This is a genomic window from Cellulomonas carbonis, from assembly GCF_014636275.1.
Taxonomy (GTDB): Bacteria; Actinomycetota; Actinomycetes; order Actinomycetales; family Cellulomonadaceae; genus Actinotalea; species Actinotalea carbonis.
Window position 1 is genome coordinate 80,414 of record NZ_BMEB01000004.1, and the last position, 16,393, is coordinate 96,806.

Consider the following 16,393-nt stretch of genomic DNA (forward strand, 5'->3'; position numbering starts at 1 on the left):
CCGGCGGCGCGAGCCCTCAGCCGACGTACTCGAAGTGCCAGTACTCGGGGTTGCTGCCGCCCTCCCGTGCCCACGACGGCGCGACCCAGCCGTAGGCCGGCCCGTTGCTCACGAGCCACTCGTAGCGTGCCGAGCCGAACGCGTACGCGGACCACTCCCACGTGTCGAAGGCGGTGCCCCACCCGTGGTTCGAGGTGCCGGGGCGCGCGGCGACGCTGCCGTAGTGCTCGCGCATCGCGACCTGGTCCTCGTACGAGCGGTAGGACATGTCGACTGCGACGTTCTCGCCGAACGCCGCACGGAAGGCCTCGTTGAGCCGTGTCAGCGCGGCGGCGGCGTCCGCGCGCAGCCACTGCGCGTTCCCGCGCGCGTCGACGCACCAGCCGAGCGCGGACATCGCCGAGCGGGGGAGGCGGCCGTTGCTGCCGTCGCCGGCCTCGGACGGCGTCGACGTGTAGAACGTCGCGGTGCCGGTGGGCGGCTCGTACGAGTCCGGTCCGCCGCAGTCCGGCCCGGCACCCGCGGCGCGCGAGGGTGCCGGCCGGCCGGCCGCGCCGTCGTCCTGCGCACCAGCGGCCGCGGCTGCCGCGGCGGCACGGGCCTCCTCCTGCGCGCGAGCGGCCGCGGCGGCCTCCGCGGCCTCCGCGGCACTGGCCTCCTGCGCCGCGAGCCAGGCCCCGTGCGCGTCGGACAGCGCCGCGGTCGCGGCCCTCAGGTCCGCGGTCGCCGCCGTGATGCGGGCGGCACCGGCCGAGGGACCGGGCGAGGGGTCGGCGGCCGGGTCCCCGGCAGGGTCGGACGCGCGGCCGGACGGGTGGTCGGCCAGGCGGTCGGTCGGGTGCTCGGTCAGGAGCGCGCCGAGCGCTGCCGCGCCGTCGGCGACCGCGACGCGCACGGCGTCGTCGTCGACCTGCCCCTCGGTCCGCGCCAGCAGCGCGGTCGCCTCCGCGAGCACCGCGGCCGCGTCCGCGGCGGCGGCCTCGCGGGTCAGCGTCACGAGCGTGACCCGCGCCTCCTCGGCACGCCTCGTGCGGTCGAGCTCGGGGCGCTCGCGCTCGGTGCGCATCGCCTGCTGCGCGGCCGCGGCCGCCTCGCGCTCGGCCCGCTCGCGGGCCTGACCCTGCACGACGGCCAGGGCCACCGCCACGACGACCGCGACCAGCACGACGACCGCGGCGAGCGCCGTCGGCGACGCGACCGCCCGGGACGGCGTGCGCAGGCGGGGTCTGGTCACCGCACGAGTGTGCGGGGCGTCCGGCCGCGCTGTCGAACGTCGAGGCCCCCGCCCGGGCTCGGTGCGGGGGCCTCGACGACCGTCGGTGGAGGACGGTCCAGCTCGGCGGCGGCTCGGCCGCGGCTCGGCGGCGGCTCGGCGGCGGCTCGGCCGCGGGCCGGGTGCGGTCAGCCCCCGACGGTGCTGAGCGCGTCGATCGCGGCGACCTCCTCGTCGCTCAGGTGGACGTCGAGCACGTCGATGTTGCGCTCGATCCGCTCGGGCGTGACCGACTTGGGGATGACGACGACGCGGTGCCGCAGGTGCCACACGAGGACGACCTGCTCGACCGAGACGCCCTTGGCCTCGGCGAGCCCCGTGAGGACGGGGTGCGAGGTGTCCGTGCGCTTGAACGGGCTGTACCCCTCGAGCGCGACGCCGCGCTGCGCGTGCGCGGTGACGAGACCGAGGTCGAAGTCGGCCGGGCTCCACGGGATCTGGTTGATCGCCGGGGCCTCGCCGGTCGCGTCGACGAGCTCGTCGATCTGTGCGACCGAGTAGTTGCTCACGCCGATCGCCCGCACGAGGCCCTCGTCCCGCAGGTCGCGGAACGCCTGCCACGTCGCGGGGGTGGCCTGCTTGTTCGGCGGCCAGTGCACGAGCCACAGGTCGACGTACTCGGTCCCGAGCGCGCGCAGGCTCGCCTCGAGCGTCTCGCGCTCGCGGCCGGCCGCGTCGGGCGGCAGCTTGGTCGTCACGAAGACCTTCTCGCGGTCGACGCCCGAGTCGGCGATGCCGCGGCCCACCTGGTCCTCGTTGCCGTACGCGGTCGCGGTGTCGACGTGGCGGTAGCCGACCTCGAGCGCGTGGCGCACCGCGCGGTACGCGTCGTCGCCGTCGGACTGCCAGGTGCCGAGGCCCAGGAGCGGGATCGGGATGTCGCCCGCAGGGGTCCTCAGCTCGATCGTGGGGATGTCGGGAGCTGTCATGCCGGACAGTCTGCGCGAGGTCGTGGCCGACCGCGACGGCGATGGGTGACGGGCGACCCGCGGACCACCCGGCGGAGACGGCCGGCGGGCGACCGGGGACCTCCGGCCCACGCGCCGGGCGCGTGCGCGACGGATCCTGGTTCCGCGGGCACCGGTCGTGGGCCCCGGAGCGGGGGAGGTGGGACGCATGAGGGTCCTGGTGGCGGTGGCCTCGCGACACGGGTCGACGCGCGAGATCGCGGAGGAGATCGGGGCGGTCCTGACGGGGTCGGGGATGACCGTCGAGGTCCGCGACCCCGACGAGGTCGACACGCTCGAGCCGTACGACGCCGTCGTGCTCGGCTCGGCCGTCTACGTCGGTCGCTGGGCCGCGTCCGCCCGCGCGATGGTCGACCGGCTCGCGGCGGGCCTCGCGGCCCGGCCCGTGTGGCTCTTTTCGTCCGGACCGGTCGGCACGCCGCCCGTCCCGCTCGGCGACCCCGACGAGGTGCCGTCGCTCATGACGCGCCTCGGCGCCCAGGGCCACCGGACCTTCGCGGGCAGGCTCGACAAGAGCTCGCTCGCGCTCGCCGAACGCGCCGTCGTCGCGCTGCTCCAGGCCGAGCAGGGCGACTTCCGCAGCTGGCCGGACATCCGCGACTGGGCCCGCACGATCGCGCACGACCTGCACCGGCTCGAGGTCCGGCAGATCCGCCTCGTGCGCTGACCTCGGCGCGCGAGGCCGCGGCGTGGGGTCGGGCGCGTCAGGGTGCGCCGACGGCGCCGCCCGTGGCGGCCCCGACCGCGCGCGCCACCACGCCGACCACGAGCGACGCCGCGACGAGTCCGCACCCGAGGAGCCCGAGCAGCGGGACGGCGCGGCGCCCGAGCGTGAGCGCCGCCGCGTGCGCGACGCTGTAGTAGACGAGCACCGAGGCCGACGAGACCGCGATCGCGCCCGGCAGGTCGAGCGTCAGGAGCCCGATGACGACCGCTGCGCCGACCACGACCTGGGCCCGGACGGGCCGGGGCTCGGCGCGTGGCCCGGCCAGCGTGGCGAGGGAGCGGGGGAGCACGCCGTCGCGCGCCATCGCGAGCGTGGTCCGGGAGAGCCCGAGCAGGATCCCCAGGGCCGACCCCGCGGCGGCGAGCGCCGCGACGACGGCCGTCACGGCGACCGCGCCCGGCAGCCCGAGCGCCGCGGCGGCGTCCGCGACCGGGCGCGCGGACGCGGCGACCCCGGTCACGCCGAGCACGTCGACGAGCGCCCACGCGGTCGCGGCGTACGTGGCGAGGACGACGCCGAGCGCGAGCGCCACGGCGCGCGGGAGCGTCCTGGCGGGGTCGCGGACCTCCTCGCCCAGGGTCGCCACGCGCGCGTAGCCCGCGAACGCGAAGAACAGGACACCGGCCCCCTCGAGCACGCCCAGCACCGTGCCCGGACCCGCGGCGCCGTCCCCGCCACCGGGCGCGTCGGTGGGGCCGGACACGACCGCGGCCACGACGACGACGGCGAGCGCGAGGAGCGTCAGCGCGACGACGGCCCGGGTCACCGCGACCCCGCGCCGGACCCCCGCGGCGGCGAGGCCGGTCAGCACCACGACGGTCGCGACCGCGACGGTCCGGGCCTGGTCGGGCCACGCGTAGGTGCCGACCGCCCACGTCGCGGCACCCGCGCTGAGCGTCTTCCCGACGAGGAACGCCCACCCGGCGAGCGCACCCCACGCGGGCCCGAGTCGCGCGCGGCCGTACGCGTAGGCGCCGCCGGACGTCGGCTGGCGCGCCGCGAGGCGTGCCGTCGAGTCCGCGTTCGCCCACGCGACGAGGGACGCGAGCACGAGCGCGACGGGGAGCAGCCGGCCGGCCGCCGCGGCCGCGGGGCCGAACGCCACGAAGACGCCGGCCCCCAGCATCGCGCCGAGCCCGACGACGACCGCGTCGGTCAGCCCGAGCCGCCGCGAGAGCGGTGCGTGCGCACCGGGGTCCGTCACCACGCCCACGACCGGCTCAGGCGGAGGCGCGCGGGACGACGCGCGTGCCGAAGATCCTCGGCTCCTCGGGTGCGCCCTCGCCCGCGATCTGCGCGAGGAGCAGCTCACCAGCGACCCGGCTCATCTCGACGACCGGGCTCGCGACCGTCGTCAGGGGCGGCTCGGTCGACGTCGCGACGCCGAGGTCGTCGAACCCCACCACCCGCACGTCGTCGGGCACGGCACGGCCCGCCCGCTCGAGCACGCGCAGCGCCCCGACCGCCATGAGGTCCGACGCGACGAACACGCCGTCGACGTCGGGGTGCTCGCGCAGCAGCCGCTCGGTCGCGGCGGCCCCGCCCGCGGTGGTGAAGTCGCCGTGCACCGTCCCCGCCGGCTCGACGCCCGCGTCGCGCAGGGCGTCCGCCCACCCGTCGAGCCGGTCCACGCCGGCGGCCATGTCGGGCGGTCCCGCGACCGTCGCGACCCGGCGGCAGCCGGCGGCCAGGAGGTGCTCGGTCGCCTGCCGCCCGCCGAGCCGGTTGTCGACGTCGACGTACGGCAGGCCGTGCGCGCCGTCCACCGGGCGCCCGACGAAGACGCACGGCAGGCCGGCCGACGCGAGGACCTCGGCGAGGCGGTCGCCGCGGTGGTGCGACACGACGACGGCGCCGTCGACGTTGCGGTTGCGCAGGTACCGCTCGGTCCGGACCGCCTCGGGACCGCGCCGCGCGATGAGCAGGACGAGCTGGATGCTCGTCGGGCCCAGCGCGGCCGTGAGCCCCTGGAGGGTGCTCGCGAAGTACGGGTCGGCGAGGACGTGCGGGTCGGGTTCGGGGATCACGAGCGCGACGGCGTCGGTGCGCCGCGTCACGAGCGTGCGGGCCGCGCGGTTGGGCGTGTAGCCGAGCTCCGCGACGGCCGCGTCGACCGCGGCCTGCGCGTCCGGGCTGACCCGCAGGCCCCCGTTGATGGCCCGGGAGGCGGTCGACCGCGAGACGCCCGCGCGAGCGGCGACGTCCTCGAGCGTCGGGGCGGCGCTCGGTGCCGCGGCGACCACCGGGCCGTCCTGCTGCGTCACCGCCGCAGCCAGGCGGCGGCGGTCTGCTCCTCGACGCGGATCGCCTCGCGGATCGCCCCCGCGGTCGCCTGCTCGACGGCTGCGGCGAACAGCGGGACCGAGGCCTTGAGCTCGCCGTCGTACTCCTGCGTCGTGGTGCCGTCGTCCTCCTGGACGAGGCGCATCGTGCCGGTCAGGCGCACGGGGGCACCCGTGATCTCGACGACGACGGTCCCGCGGCGCTCGCCCGGGGCCGGCGGCTCCCACGCCTCGACCTGGCGGACCTCGAGCGTCGAGCCGAGGAGCGAGCGGAACTGGGGCGGGACGGCCGTCGTGGGCATCTGGCGCCGCGTCGTCACGGTGAACGCCTCGTCGCTGGTCCCCACGACGTCGACCTGCTGCTGGAGCGCGCCGGTCGAGCCGACCTTCTCGGCGACGAAGCGCTCGTCGGCGAGGAGCGCCGCGACGCGGTCGACGTCGGCGGCGTGACGGACCTGGGCGGTGAGGTGCACCGGTTCCTCCGGGTGACGGGATGAGGGAGAGGCTAACAACCAGCCGGGACGTCGGGGGTGCGGCCGGCGACCTAGGCTTCCCCCGTGTCCACGCTCAGCGACCTCGTGCCCCGGCACGCCGACCTCGACCCCGCCGACGTCGAGTGGCTGCACCTGCTCGTGGGCGACTGGCAGCTCATCTCCGACCTCGCGTTCGCGGACCTCGTGCTGTGGCTCCCGACGCGTGAGGAGGGCTGGGTCGCGATCGCGCAGGCGCGTCCCTCGACCGGTGCGACGGTGCACTACGACGACGTCGTGGGCAGCGCGCCGCCGGAGGGGCAGCGGCCCCAGCTCGAGAAGGCGCTCGCCGAGGGCGAGATCCAGCGCTCGCGCGAGCCCCGGTGGTTCGGCACCTACGCGGTGCGCGAGGAGGCCGTCCCCGTCGTGCACGGGGGACGCCCGATCGCCGTCGTCGCGCGGCAGACGAACCTCGGCGGGGCGCGCACGCCGAGCCGGCTCGAGCTCAACTACGTCGAGGCCGCCGACGACCTCGTCCGGATGATCTCGCGCGGCGAGTTCCCTTCGCCCAACGCGCCGACCGGCCCGCGCCGCGGTGCGCCGCGTGTGGGCGACGGCCTCATCCGGCTGAACTCCGAGGGCGAGGTCCTCTACGCCAGCCCCAACGCCCTCAGCGCGTTCCACCGGTTCGGGGTCATCGGGTCGCTCGTGGGCAGGTCGCTCGCGGAGGTCACGACCGGCCTGCTCGAGGACAGCTCGTCGGCCGACGAGTCGCTGCCCGTCGTCGTGATGGGGCGCGCGCCGTGGCGGACGGACCTCGAGTCGCGCGGCGTGTGCCTCTCGCTGCGTGCGGTGCCCCTCACGGACCACGGTCAGCGGGTCGGCGCGGTGCTGCTGTGCCGCGACGTGTCGGAGCTGCGCCGCCGCGAGCGCGAGCTCATCACCAAGGACGCGACCATCCGGGAGATCCACCACCGGGTCAAGAACAACCTGCAGACCGTCGCGGCGCTGCTGCGGCTGCAGGCGCGGCGCATGACGTCGCCCGAGGCGCGCGAGGCGCTCGACGAGGCCATGCGACGCGTCACGACGATCGCGCTCGTGCACGAGACGCTGTCGCAGACCCTCGACGAGACCGTCGACTTCGACTCCCTGGTCGACCGGTCGCTGCGGCTCGCGGCCGACGTCGCGTCGGCCGGTGCGTCGGTCCGGACGGTGCGGACGGGGACCTTCGGGATGGTGCCGGCGGAGGGCGCGACGGCGCTCGCGCTCGTCCTCACCGAGCTCGTGACCAACGCGGTCGAGCACGGGTTCGTCGGGCGTGAGCGCGGCACGGTCGAGATCGTGGCCGAGCGTGCGGGCGCGCACCTCACCGCGACGGTCGCCGACGACGGCGTGGGCATCGCGCCCGGCAGCGCGGGTGCCGGGACGGGCCTGGGGACGCAGATCGTCGGGACCCTCGTGCGCAACGAGCTGCGCGGGTCGATCACCTGGTCGGCGCGCGAGGGCGGCGGGACGTCGGTGCGCATCGAGCTCGAGCTCCAGGACCGCCGCGCGGTCTGACCGCCGGGTCGGCCGTCGACGGGTCGGCCCGACCGCCGGGTCGGCCCGACCGCCGGGTCGCCCCGACCGCCGGGTCGGCCGTCGACGGTCGCCGCCGGGGCGGGTGGGTGGATGTGCCTGCGTCCGGTGCGGGCCGGGCCACCCATACGACTCGCGGACGCGTGACCGGGTCGTGGGCGGTCGGGCGTCGACGTCGCGTGGGTGGACGTGCCCGCGTCCGGTGCGGGCCGGGCCACCCACGTGGTCCGCGACGATCCGTGACCCGGTGGCGCGGCGGTCGGGCGGGCTGGACGTGGACGAACCCCGGCCCCGACGCGGGAGGCGTCGGGGCCGGGGTTCGTGGTGGTGCGGGGTCGCTGTGTGCGACCGGGGGGTCAGCCTGCGCGCCGGGCGCGCGCGGTGCGGCGCTTGAGCGCGCGGCGCTCGTCCTCCGAGAGACCGCCCCAGACGCCCGCGTCCTGGCCGGACTCGAGCGCCCACTTGAGGCAGGTGTCGACGACGGGGCAGCGACGGCAGACGGCCTTCGCCTCCTCGATCTGGACGAGCGCGGGCCCCGTGTTCCCGATGGGGAAGAAGAGCTCGGGGTCCTCGTCCAGGCAGGCAGCGCGGTGGCGCCAATCCATGAGTGTCACTCCTTGGGCACGCGGCGAGCCAACCCCGGACGGGGGTGGCTTCGGATCGGGGGTGTCGTGCGGAACGTCCTATGACTAGGAACAAGCCTCACACGGCCCCGACCAGGGCACAAGGGGTTACGCGAGGGTTTCCTTCCGGTGACGCTGAGTCCTTGGTCACACCGGTGCTCGTGCATCCTCCCACAGCCGGACGAGTCCGGGCACATCCGGTCCACCGGCCGTCGGGGGTGCGGTGCCGGCCCGGAGCGGTGTGCCAGCGGCGGTGGCCCCACCTGCGGCGACGGTGTCGGACGGCCTTAGGGTCGGGCGCGTGAGCAACCGTCCCTCGCGTCCGGCAAGGCCGACCCCTCCGCGACCCGCCCGACGCCCCCCGGCGGGCGTCGTCGCCGTCGTCGCGGCGGTCTGCGTCGAGGCGCTCGCGCTGGCCGCGGGCGCCGTGGTCGGACTGGTGCAGGTGCTGCGGGGGACGGAGTCCGCGGTGGGGGTCGCCCTCTTCCTCGTCGTGTTCGCGCTCGCCGTCGCGGCGGCGCTGGTGGCGTCCGCGCGTGCGCTGTGGGCGGGCCGGCGCAGCGGCCGCGCGCCCGTCGCGACGTGGCAGCTCCTTCAGGCGGCGACGGCCTTCGCCGTCGGGCGCGCCACGGACACCCCGGCGGCATGGGTGGTCCTCGCCGTGTCGGTAGGCGTGTTCGTGCTGCTGCTGACCCGGCCGGTCGTGGCGCACACCGTCGACCACTGAGGTCTCCCGGCGCCCGCAGCCGCCCGGACGGACCCGTCCGACGGCCTCAGCGGGCGATCTGGACGGCCGTGACCCGCCCGCGATCGACGAGCGCCGCGCGGCCGGGCACGGTGGGCGCCGCCGGGTCCACGGCCGCGGACAGGTCCTCGCCCGCGGCGTCCGCCGACGACGCGTTGCCGGGCCAGAGCGCGACGAGCGGCGCCCCGTTCCGCAGCGCCGCGAGCGCGCCGCGGAACGCCGTCGCGACGCGGTCCGCACGTGCCGACGCGACGACGGGGACCCCGTCCTCGAGCAGCGCGAGCACCCGGTCGTCGACCGACGGGTCGCGGCGCACGAGGACGTCGAGGTCGTCGAGGACGACCACGGCTCCTCCGGGCAGCGCCGGCGTCCCGCCCCCGGGCTCACGCACCACCTCGGTGACCACGCTGCACCCGAGCCGCACGAGGCGGTCGGCGACCGTGCGGACCGCGGTCGTGCGGCCGGAGCCCGCCGGACCGGACACGAGGAGGCCCCGGCTCGCGTCGAGCGCCACGGTGCCCTGCAGCCTCGCGCGGGCGTCGTCGGCGTCCGTGCGGCCGCCGTGGGCGCCATGGGCGCTGACGCCGCCGTCGCCGCCGTCGCCGCCGTCGGCGCTCACGGCCCCGTGAGCGCTCACGGCCCCGTGCCGACCGTGAGCAGCGTGGGCGCCGACCAGCACGAGCGCGGCCGAGGTCGGCGCCGCGACGCCCACGGCCGCCGCCGGGAGCCCCTCCAGCGCCAGGTCGGTCGGCAGCGGCACGAGTCGCGGCGGTCGGTCGAGCACGCGCACGTCGGCTCCGGCCGCCGCTGACGGCGGGAGCCGTCCCGGCGGGCGACCGACGTGTCCCACGACGCCCGACGGCACGTGCACCGCGCGTCCGGGGACGCGGGCCGGTGACCACAGACGTGCCGGGAGCCCGGCGACCTCGGCGTCGTGCCGGTCGCCCACGTGGAGGACGAGGCGCTCGGTCGTGACCGGGAGCAGGCGGTGCAGGTCGCGCGGAGCGCCCGCGACCACGATCGCGACGCGCCCGGCGGCGTCGCGTGCGAGCGTCTCGACCAGGTCGTCGCCCGCGCCCCGCGGGAGCCGCTCGAGCGCGCTGCGGACCGCGGCGACGTCGTCGACGACGAGCACCGTGCCCGCGCGGGCCGGGACCGTCCGGAGCATCCGCAGCAGTGCGGCGGTCGTCGCGGGCTCGTCCGCGCCGACGACCGTGCCGAGCGCGTGGTGGTCGGCGTCGCTGAGCGCCGCCCAGACCCCCGCACCGGCGTGGACGACGTGCACGGGCCGGCCGTGCGCGAGCGCGGCGTGCGTGACGGCGAGCGCCGTGGTCGACCGCCCGGACCCGGGACCGCCGACCACGGCGAGGTGGCCCCGCGCCGCCCACGCCAGGGCGCCGCGGCGCCGCTCGGCGGGCAGGTCGGTCACGCCGAGCGTCAGCGCGTCCCCGTGCTGGGCGGGGAGGGGGACGTCCGCGGGCAGGGGCGGGAGCCAGGGCGGTTCCGGGTCCGGGTCGTCCTCCGCGCGGTGGGCGAGCGTGACGGCGGCGACGAGCTCGTCGACCACGTGGTCGCCGGGCACACCGTGGGTGACCGCGCGTGGTGCACGGTCGGGCACCTGGTCCGTCCGCCACGCGTCCCACGGGTCCGCCCCGCGGACCGGGTGAGGCGTCGCGACACCCGCGGGCAGAGCCGCCCAGGCGGTCTGGACGAGGATCGGCGGCGCTCCTGGCCGGGACACGACCGCTCGTCCCGCGACGTCGGGTGGCAGGCTCGCGGCATCGGTCACGCCGACGACGTCGCGCGAGTCCGCGTCGTCCGCGACGCGCAGGCAGATCCGCAGCGGCAGGTTCGCGCGCAGCTGGGCGTCGACGACCCCGGCCGGGCGCTGCGTGGCGAGCACGAGGTGGATCCCGAGGGACCTGCCCTGGGCGGCGAGACGCACGAGCGACGGGACGAACGCGGGCAGGTCCTCGGCGAGAGCGCGGAACTCGTCGACGACGACGAGCAGGCGTGCCGGTCGGCGCTGGTCCGGCAGGTCGCGCAGGTCCGCCGCACCCGCCGACGCGAGCAGGCGCTCGCGGCGGCGCAGCTCGGCGCGCAGCCCCTCGAGCGCGCGCTCGGACGCGGCCCCGTCGAGGTCGGTGACCTGGGCGACCACGTGCGGCAGCGCGGCGGCCCGGCCGAGGCCTGCGCCGCCCTTGTAGTCGACGAGCACCACGGCGAGGTCCGCGGTGCGGTACCGCGCCGCCAGCCCGAGCACGAGCGTCTGGAGGAGCTCGGACTTCCCGGCCCCCGTCGTCCCCGCCACGAGGGCGTGCGGGCCGTCACGGAGGAGGTCGACCACGACCGGCCCGCCGGCCCCGACCCCGAGCGGCACCGCGAGCGTGCTCGCCTCGCGTCGCCGGCGTGCTCCCGGGTCGGGCGGCGGGACGACGTCGGCGAGTGCGACCCGCGGCGGGAGGAGGCTCGCCGTCGTGCCCTCGTCACCGGTCTGCGCGGCACGTCCCCCCGGGTGCCGGGCCGGAGCCGCACAGCGCCGGGCGTGCTGCTCGGCGGTGCGCTCGTCGAGCCCGGGAGCCCGGACGCGGCCGGACCAGCCGGGTCCCGCGAGCGACGCGGACCCGTCCGGCAGCAGCCGCACCGCCCACGAGCACCACGCGGGCAGGTCGCGCTGGTCCTCGACGAGCACGACCACCGCGGCGCCCGCCCCGCGCAGGAAGAAGCGGTGCAGGACCGTCCGCCACGGCCGCACGCCGTCGACCAGGACGACGGTCCGCGGTCCCGACCGTCCGAGCACGTCGGCGGCGCAGGCCGCGGTGCCGGCGACCCGCGCGCCACGGTCGTCGGACAGCCGCGTGCCCGCCCAGCGCAGCCACGCCCACGCGGACCGCTCGGTGGTCAGGAGGGTGAGCTCGGCGGACTCGGCGAGGACCTCCGCGACCAGGGAGCGCGCGACGGCGAGCGCCCGGTCGCGAGGGCCGACGAGCCCGAGCGCGCCGTCGACCGCGAGGCCCCACCAGTCCGGGCGGCCCGTGCCTGCGGCGTCCGCGAGGGCGTCGCCGCGGTCCGCCGCGGCGCGGCACGCGGCGCACGCGGGATCGGCCAGGACGAGCGCGCCGTCGACCGCGGTCCGCAGCGACTGCGGACCCCGACGGCCCGACCGTGCGGGGTCCTCCGCGGACGTGGGCCCGGGGCGTCCAACGACCGCGTCGTCGCTGCGTGGGGTCCGGTGGGCGCCGTCGGAGCGGCGGTGCCGGTCCGTGCGGACCAGGAGGGCGGTGAGGGGCGCGACCAGGGCCATGGCGAGCAGCACGGGGCTGCGCAGCAGCGACGCCATCACCAGGCCGCCCGCGAGGGGCACGAGCACGGCCGGGTCGCGAGCCGCCACGGCGAGCGCCCTCAGGCGTCCCGGCGCCCCGGCCGGCGTGGTGCGGGTGACCGACGCCGGCGGCTCCAGGGCCGACGCTCGCAGCTCGACGGTCGTCGCGCCGACGAGCACGAGGTCTCCCGGGCGCAGCCGCCGAGCGCGACGCCCGACGCTCGTCCGGCGTGGGCGGCCCCGCCGCGACGTCACGAGCACCGTCCCGTTGGCCGACGCGTCGTCGCGGACCCACCAGGAACCGGTCGTACCGCCTCGTCGGCGTCGACGGCCCACGGTGGCGTGCCGCCGGGAGACCGCGGGGTCCGGCAGGTCCAGCTCACCGACCGGCACGGGCGGCGTCGCACGGCTCCCTCCTGGAGCCGGGGCCTCGCGCCGCCCCACGAGCACCGTGCCGTCGCGTCCGGGCGCCGCCGTCGCACCGACCCCGTGGCCGTCGACGACGGCGAGGTGCCACGGTGCGTGCAGGACCGGTCGGACCGGGTCGGGTGCGGTCGAGCCCGCGCGCACGAGCGACCCCGCGACCCATGGCGGCGCGCCCGCGACGTGGTCGTCCCCGAGGGGCGACCCGCTCGCCGACAGGGGGAGCCGGGCGGTCTCGCCGCCGAGCGACGCGAGCGCCTCGCGGCACGCCGCGAGGTCGGTCCCCTCGGCCACCACGACGTCACCGACGGGCTCGAACGTGAAGCGCACCCGCGCACGGTGGCGCGGGTCCACGTCCCGGGCGTCGCAGGACACGAGGGGCTGGGGACGGATCACCGTCCCCAGCCCCTCGCCGACCTCGCCGACCTCGCCGACCTCTGCGACCTCGACGGCCCCGGCTCGACCTGGGGCCGGCCGATCGGCCGGCCCGTCGACGCGTCAGTCCACCGCGAGCGCCTGCACGGGCGACGTGCGCGCCGCGGCACGGCCGGGCAGGACCGACGCGAGCAGACCGGCCCCGACGGCGACGACGAGGACGAGCGCGAGGTCGCGCCACGGGACCTCGAGCCGGACCTCCCCGACGACGGAGAGCACCGTCGCGGACCCGGCCCAGCCGTACAGGAGCCCGAGGACCGAGCCCAGCAGCGCTCCGACGCCCGCGATGACCATCCCCTCGACCGCGAGCGTGCCCCGCAGCTGACGGCGTGACAGACCGATCGCGCGCAGCGTGGCGGACTCGCGGCGTCGCTCGATGACCGAGAGCGACAGCGTGTTCGCGACACCGATGAGCGCGATGACCACGGCCGCCGCGAGCAGCCCGACGACGACCGCGAGCAGCGTGTCGATGACGCGCTGGAACATCGCGCGCTCGAGCGCCGCCCCGGAGACCCACACGGGGGACTCCGCCACCGCGTCCTGCAGGTCCGCGACCGTGCCGGCCACGTCGGCGTCGTCCGCGAGCCGCACCCACACCTCGTCCACGGGCACGTCGGCGCCCGTCGCCTCGAGCGTCGCCGGGGTGACGACCGTGCCGTACTTGAGCGTCGAGACGACGACCGTCAGGGACGCGCTCCCGTCGCCGACCGGCTCGCCGGTCGCCTCGTCGACCGCGGAGACCTCGACCAGCTGGCCGTCGTCGAGCCCCAGGTCGGTCGCGGTCCGCTCGCCGACGACGATCGTGTCGTCCGCGAGGCCCTCGACCTGCTCGGGCGCGCGCAGCAGCCGGGTCAGCTCGTCGCGCGACCCGACGTACGCGCCGGTCGTCGTGGAGGTGTCCGCGGCGTCGCCGTCCGCCAGGCGCAGCACGGGCGTGCGCAGCGGCAGGACCGTCTCGACGCCCTCGACCGCCGCGACCGTCTCCACGAGCGCGTCGGTGACGACCTGCTCCTGGGCGTCGGACGACTCGCGGCCGAGCGCGACGTCGACCGGGAACTCCGCCTCGAGCTGCTCGCCCAGCGTCGTGCGGGCGCTCGCCGCACCCGTGCTCATCATCGCCACGAGCGTCACGCCGATGAGCAGCGCCGTGCTCGTCGCGGCGGTGCGGCGCGGGTTGCGGACCGCGTTCGCGGACGCGAGGCGAGCGGCGGGACCCGTCCGGCCCAGCAGGGCACCGACGCGCCCGACGACGCCCGGGACCCAGAACACGGCCCCGACGAGCACCCCGACGAAGGACAGCGCGCCGCCGAGCAGACCCACGCCCAGCGCGAGCACGGGGCTGATCCGGGACAGGCCCAGCGCCGCCACGAGCAGCAGCCCGACGCCCGCGACGAGCAGCACGCTCGCGACGACGAGGCGCGGTCGCCCGGCACGCGACGTGACGGCGGGTGCGTCGGCCGGCCGCAGCGCCGCGAGCGGTGCGACGCGGGTCGCGGCGCGCGCCGGCGACAGCGCGGCGAGCACCGTGACGAGCGTGCCGACGACGAGCGGCGCCAGCACGACGGCGGGGGTCATGACCACCACGGACGGCAGCGGGACCTCGGGGTTGAGGCCCCCGAGCACCGTCAGCAGGACCTGCGCGAGCGCGACACCCGACACGATGCCCACGAGCGACCCCCCGACGCCGAGGATCGTGGCCTCGGTGAGCACCGACCGGCGCAGCTGCGACCGGTCCGCGCCGACGCAGCGCAGCAGCGCGAGCAGACGCGTGCGCTGCGCGACGAGCACCTGGAACGTGTTGGTGATGACGAGGCCCGCGACGAGGAGGGCGACGCCCGCGAAGCCGAGGACGATCGCGGTGAACACGTCCTCGTCCCCGGTGAGCTCGCGCGTGCGGATCTCGGCCTGCTCGTCGACGGTCCGGACGACGACCCCCTGGGGGAGCGCGTCGGCGACCGTGGCGCGCACCGTGCCGACGTCCACGCCGTCGTCGACCGCGACCAGACCCGTCGCGTACGTGACCTCGCCCCCGGCCGTGGCCGTCCACGCGAGGACGTCGTCGGGGAAGGCGACGACGCTCCCGCCCGTGTCCGCGAAGGCGCCGGCCGAGTCCTCCGTGAGGCCGACGACGACGACGTCCTCGTCCTGCGTCGACCACGTGCCGCCGTCCTCGACGTCGGCGCCCGGGGTCCACACCTCGCGCCGGAGCGTGAGCTCGTCGCCGGTCCCGACGCGCAGCCGCTCGGCGACCTCGCTCGGCAGGCTCACCTCGCCCGACGCCTCGGGCAACCGCCCCTCGACCACGTCCTGGGACTCGAGCCGCGGGTGCGAGGCCCGCGGGGTCACCTCGCGGTAGGTGCTGCGCGTGCCCGACGCGAGCTCGAGCCACTGCCCGGTCTGCCCGTCGGCCGCGACGACGCCCGGCAGGCCGCGGAGCTGCTCGAGGGCCGGCTCGGTGAGCACGTCCGCGTCGGGGACGACGACGAGGTCGGCGTCGGCGAACGACGCGGACACGGCGTCGTAGCTCGTCCGCTCGATGACGCCGCCCGCGACGAGGGTCGCCGCGACGAACGCGGTGCCGATCGCGATCGCGATCCCCGCGGCGGTGAGCCGTCCGATGCTGCGGCGCATCTGCGCGAGCGTGAGGCGCAGCATCAGCGCACCGCCGTGGCGGTGGGCTCGTCGAGCGAGCGCAGGGCGTCGAGGCCCGCGAGCACCGACTCGGGCGTCGGGTCGGAGATGTCGCCCGCGATCCGGCCGTCGGCGAGCAGGACGACGCGGTCCGCGTACGCCGCGGCGGACGGGTCGTGCGTGACCATGATCACCGTGGTGCCGAGCTCGCGCACCGAGCGCCGCAGGAAGCTGAGCACCTGCGCGCCCGCCCGCGAGTCGAGGTTGCCCGTGGGCTCGTCGGCGAACACGACCTCGGGTCGGCCGATCAGTGCCCGCGCGATCGCGACGCGCTGCTGCTGCCCGCCCGAGAGCTCGGCGGGGCGGTGCGTCAGGCGGTCCCGCAGGCCGAGGGTGTCGACGAGCGTCTCGAACCAGCCGCGGTCGGGCGTCCGGTTCGCGAGGTCGAGCGGCAGGACGACGTTCTGCTCGGCCGTGAACATCGGGAGCAGGTTGAACGACTGGAACACGAAGCCCACCCGGTCGCGGCGCAGACGCGTGAGCGCCCGGTCGTCCATCCCGGTGATCTCGGTCGCACCCAGGTGCGCGTGCCCCGACGTGGCGCTGTCGAGCCCGGCGAGCAGGTGCATGAGCGTCGACTTGCCGGAGCCCGACGGCCCCATGATCGCGGTGAACGCGCCCGAGGCGAAGTCGACGTCGACGCGGTCGAGCGCGACGACGGCGGCCTCACCCGTCCCGTAGACCTTGGTCAGCCCGCGGGCGCGGACGGCGGTCGTCGGCGCGCCCGTGGGGACGGTGGTCGGCAGGGACCGGGGGTCGGGCGGCAGGTCGTACGGCACGGAGGCCTCCTGGGTCGTGTTCGCTGGTACGCGTCGACGCTACGGAGCCGGGCACCCGCGCCGCGTCGAGCCGGGGC

At 77.3% G+C, this 16,393-nt stretch carries 12 protein-coding genes; 3 read left to right on the forward strand and 9 right to left on the reverse strand.

Going from position 1 to position 16,393, the window contains the following annotated elements; all coding sequences use genetic code 11:
* Positions 1-16: 16 nt before the first annotated feature.
* Positions 17-1,234, reverse strand: coding sequence for a M15 family metallopeptidase (locus IEV86_RS18135; protein ID WP_268235233.1), 1,218 nt, complete (start codon positions 1,232-1,234; stop codon positions 17-19).
* A gap of 167 nt (positions 1,235-1,401) precedes the next feature.
* Complete coding sequence (locus IEV86_RS12770) at positions 1,402-2,202, reverse strand: aldo/keto reductase (protein WP_043610486.1); 801 nt, start codon at positions 2,200-2,202, stop codon at positions 1,402-1,404.
* Positions 2,203-2,389: 187 nt separating this feature from the next.
* On the opposite strand from IEV86_RS12770, the gene IEV86_RS12775 reads away from it, so the two are divergent.
* Entirely contained in the window at positions 2,390-2,908 is a 519-nt protein-coding gene (locus tag IEV86_RS12775; RefSeq protein ID WP_043610488.1) for a flavodoxin domain-containing protein, read from the forward strand.
* Positions 2,909-2,945: 37 nt separating this feature from the next.
* Here IEV86_RS12775 and IEV86_RS12780 read toward each other — a convergent pair whose 3' ends face one another.
* Genes IEV86_RS12780 through IEV86_RS12790 form a run of 3 tightly spaced genes read right to left on the reverse strand, consistent with a single transcriptional unit; the run spans position 2,946 to position 5,723 of the window.
* Positions 2,946-4,175, reverse strand: a complete 1,230-nt coding sequence (locus IEV86_RS12780; RefSeq protein WP_229734639.1) for an APC family permease — start codon at positions 4,173-4,175, stop codon at positions 2,946-2,948.
* Between the two features lie 13 nt (positions 4,176-4,188).
* Complete coding sequence (locus IEV86_RS12785; RefSeq protein ID WP_052426307.1) at positions 4,189-5,232, reverse strand: LacI family DNA-binding transcriptional regulator; 1,044 nt, start codon at positions 5,230-5,232, stop codon at positions 4,189-4,191.
* Positions 5,229-5,723 carry a DUF2505 domain-containing protein gene (locus IEV86_RS12790; RefSeq protein ID WP_043607600.1) on the reverse strand — a complete coding sequence of 165 codons (495 nt, stop codon included), beginning with the start codon at positions 5,721-5,723 and terminating at the stop codon, positions 5,229-5,231. The genes IEV86_RS12785 and IEV86_RS12790 overlap by 4 nt, the downstream gene beginning before the upstream one ends.
* Before the next feature lie 84 nt (positions 5,724-5,807).
* Here IEV86_RS12790 and IEV86_RS12795 point away from each other — a divergent pair, with 84 nt between their 5' ends.
* A complete protein-coding gene (locus IEV86_RS12795; protein WP_043607601.1) occupies positions 5,808-7,280 on the forward strand; it encodes a sensor histidine kinase in 1,473 nt (490 codons plus the stop codon).
* A 374-nt stretch (positions 7,281-7,654) separates the two neighbouring features.
* Here IEV86_RS12795 and IEV86_RS12800 read toward each other — a convergent pair whose 3' ends face one another.
* On the reverse strand, positions 7,655-7,903 hold the full coding sequence (locus IEV86_RS12800) for a WhiB family transcriptional regulator (RefSeq protein ID WP_034227434.1): 249 nt from the start codon (positions 7,901-7,903) through the stop codon (positions 7,655-7,657).
* Positions 7,904-8,222: 319 nt separating this feature from the next.
* On the opposite strand from IEV86_RS12800, the gene IEV86_RS12805 reads away from it, so the two are divergent.
* A complete protein-coding gene (locus IEV86_RS12805; RefSeq protein ID WP_052426308.1) occupies positions 8,223-8,648 on the forward strand; it encodes a hypothetical protein in 426 nt (141 codons plus the stop codon).
* Between the two features lie 46 nt (positions 8,649-8,694).
* Here the strand turns inward: IEV86_RS12805 and IEV86_RS12810 are convergent, their stop codons facing one another.
* The 3 genes from IEV86_RS12810 to IEV86_RS12820 all read right to left on the reverse strand — a co-directional run bounded on the left by IEV86_RS12810 (position 8,695) and on the right by IEV86_RS12820 (position 16,304).
* Positions 8,695-12,741: an FtsK/SpoIIIE domain-containing protein gene (locus tag IEV86_RS12810; protein ID WP_188484694.1), complete on the reverse strand. Its 4,047-nt coding sequence runs from the start codon at positions 12,739-12,741 to the stop codon at positions 8,695-8,697.
* A gap of 168 nt (positions 12,742-12,909) precedes the next feature.
* Positions 12,910-15,501, reverse strand: coding sequence for an ABC transporter permease (locus IEV86_RS12815; protein WP_043607604.1), 2,592 nt, complete (start codon positions 15,499-15,501; stop codon positions 12,910-12,912).
* Complete coding sequence (locus IEV86_RS12820) at positions 15,501-16,304, reverse strand: ABC transporter ATP-binding protein (protein ID WP_052426311.1); 804 nt, start codon at positions 16,302-16,304, stop codon at positions 15,501-15,503. The genes IEV86_RS12815 and IEV86_RS12820 overlap by 1 nt, the downstream gene beginning before the upstream one ends.
* Positions 16,305-16,393: the final 89 nt, after the last annotated feature.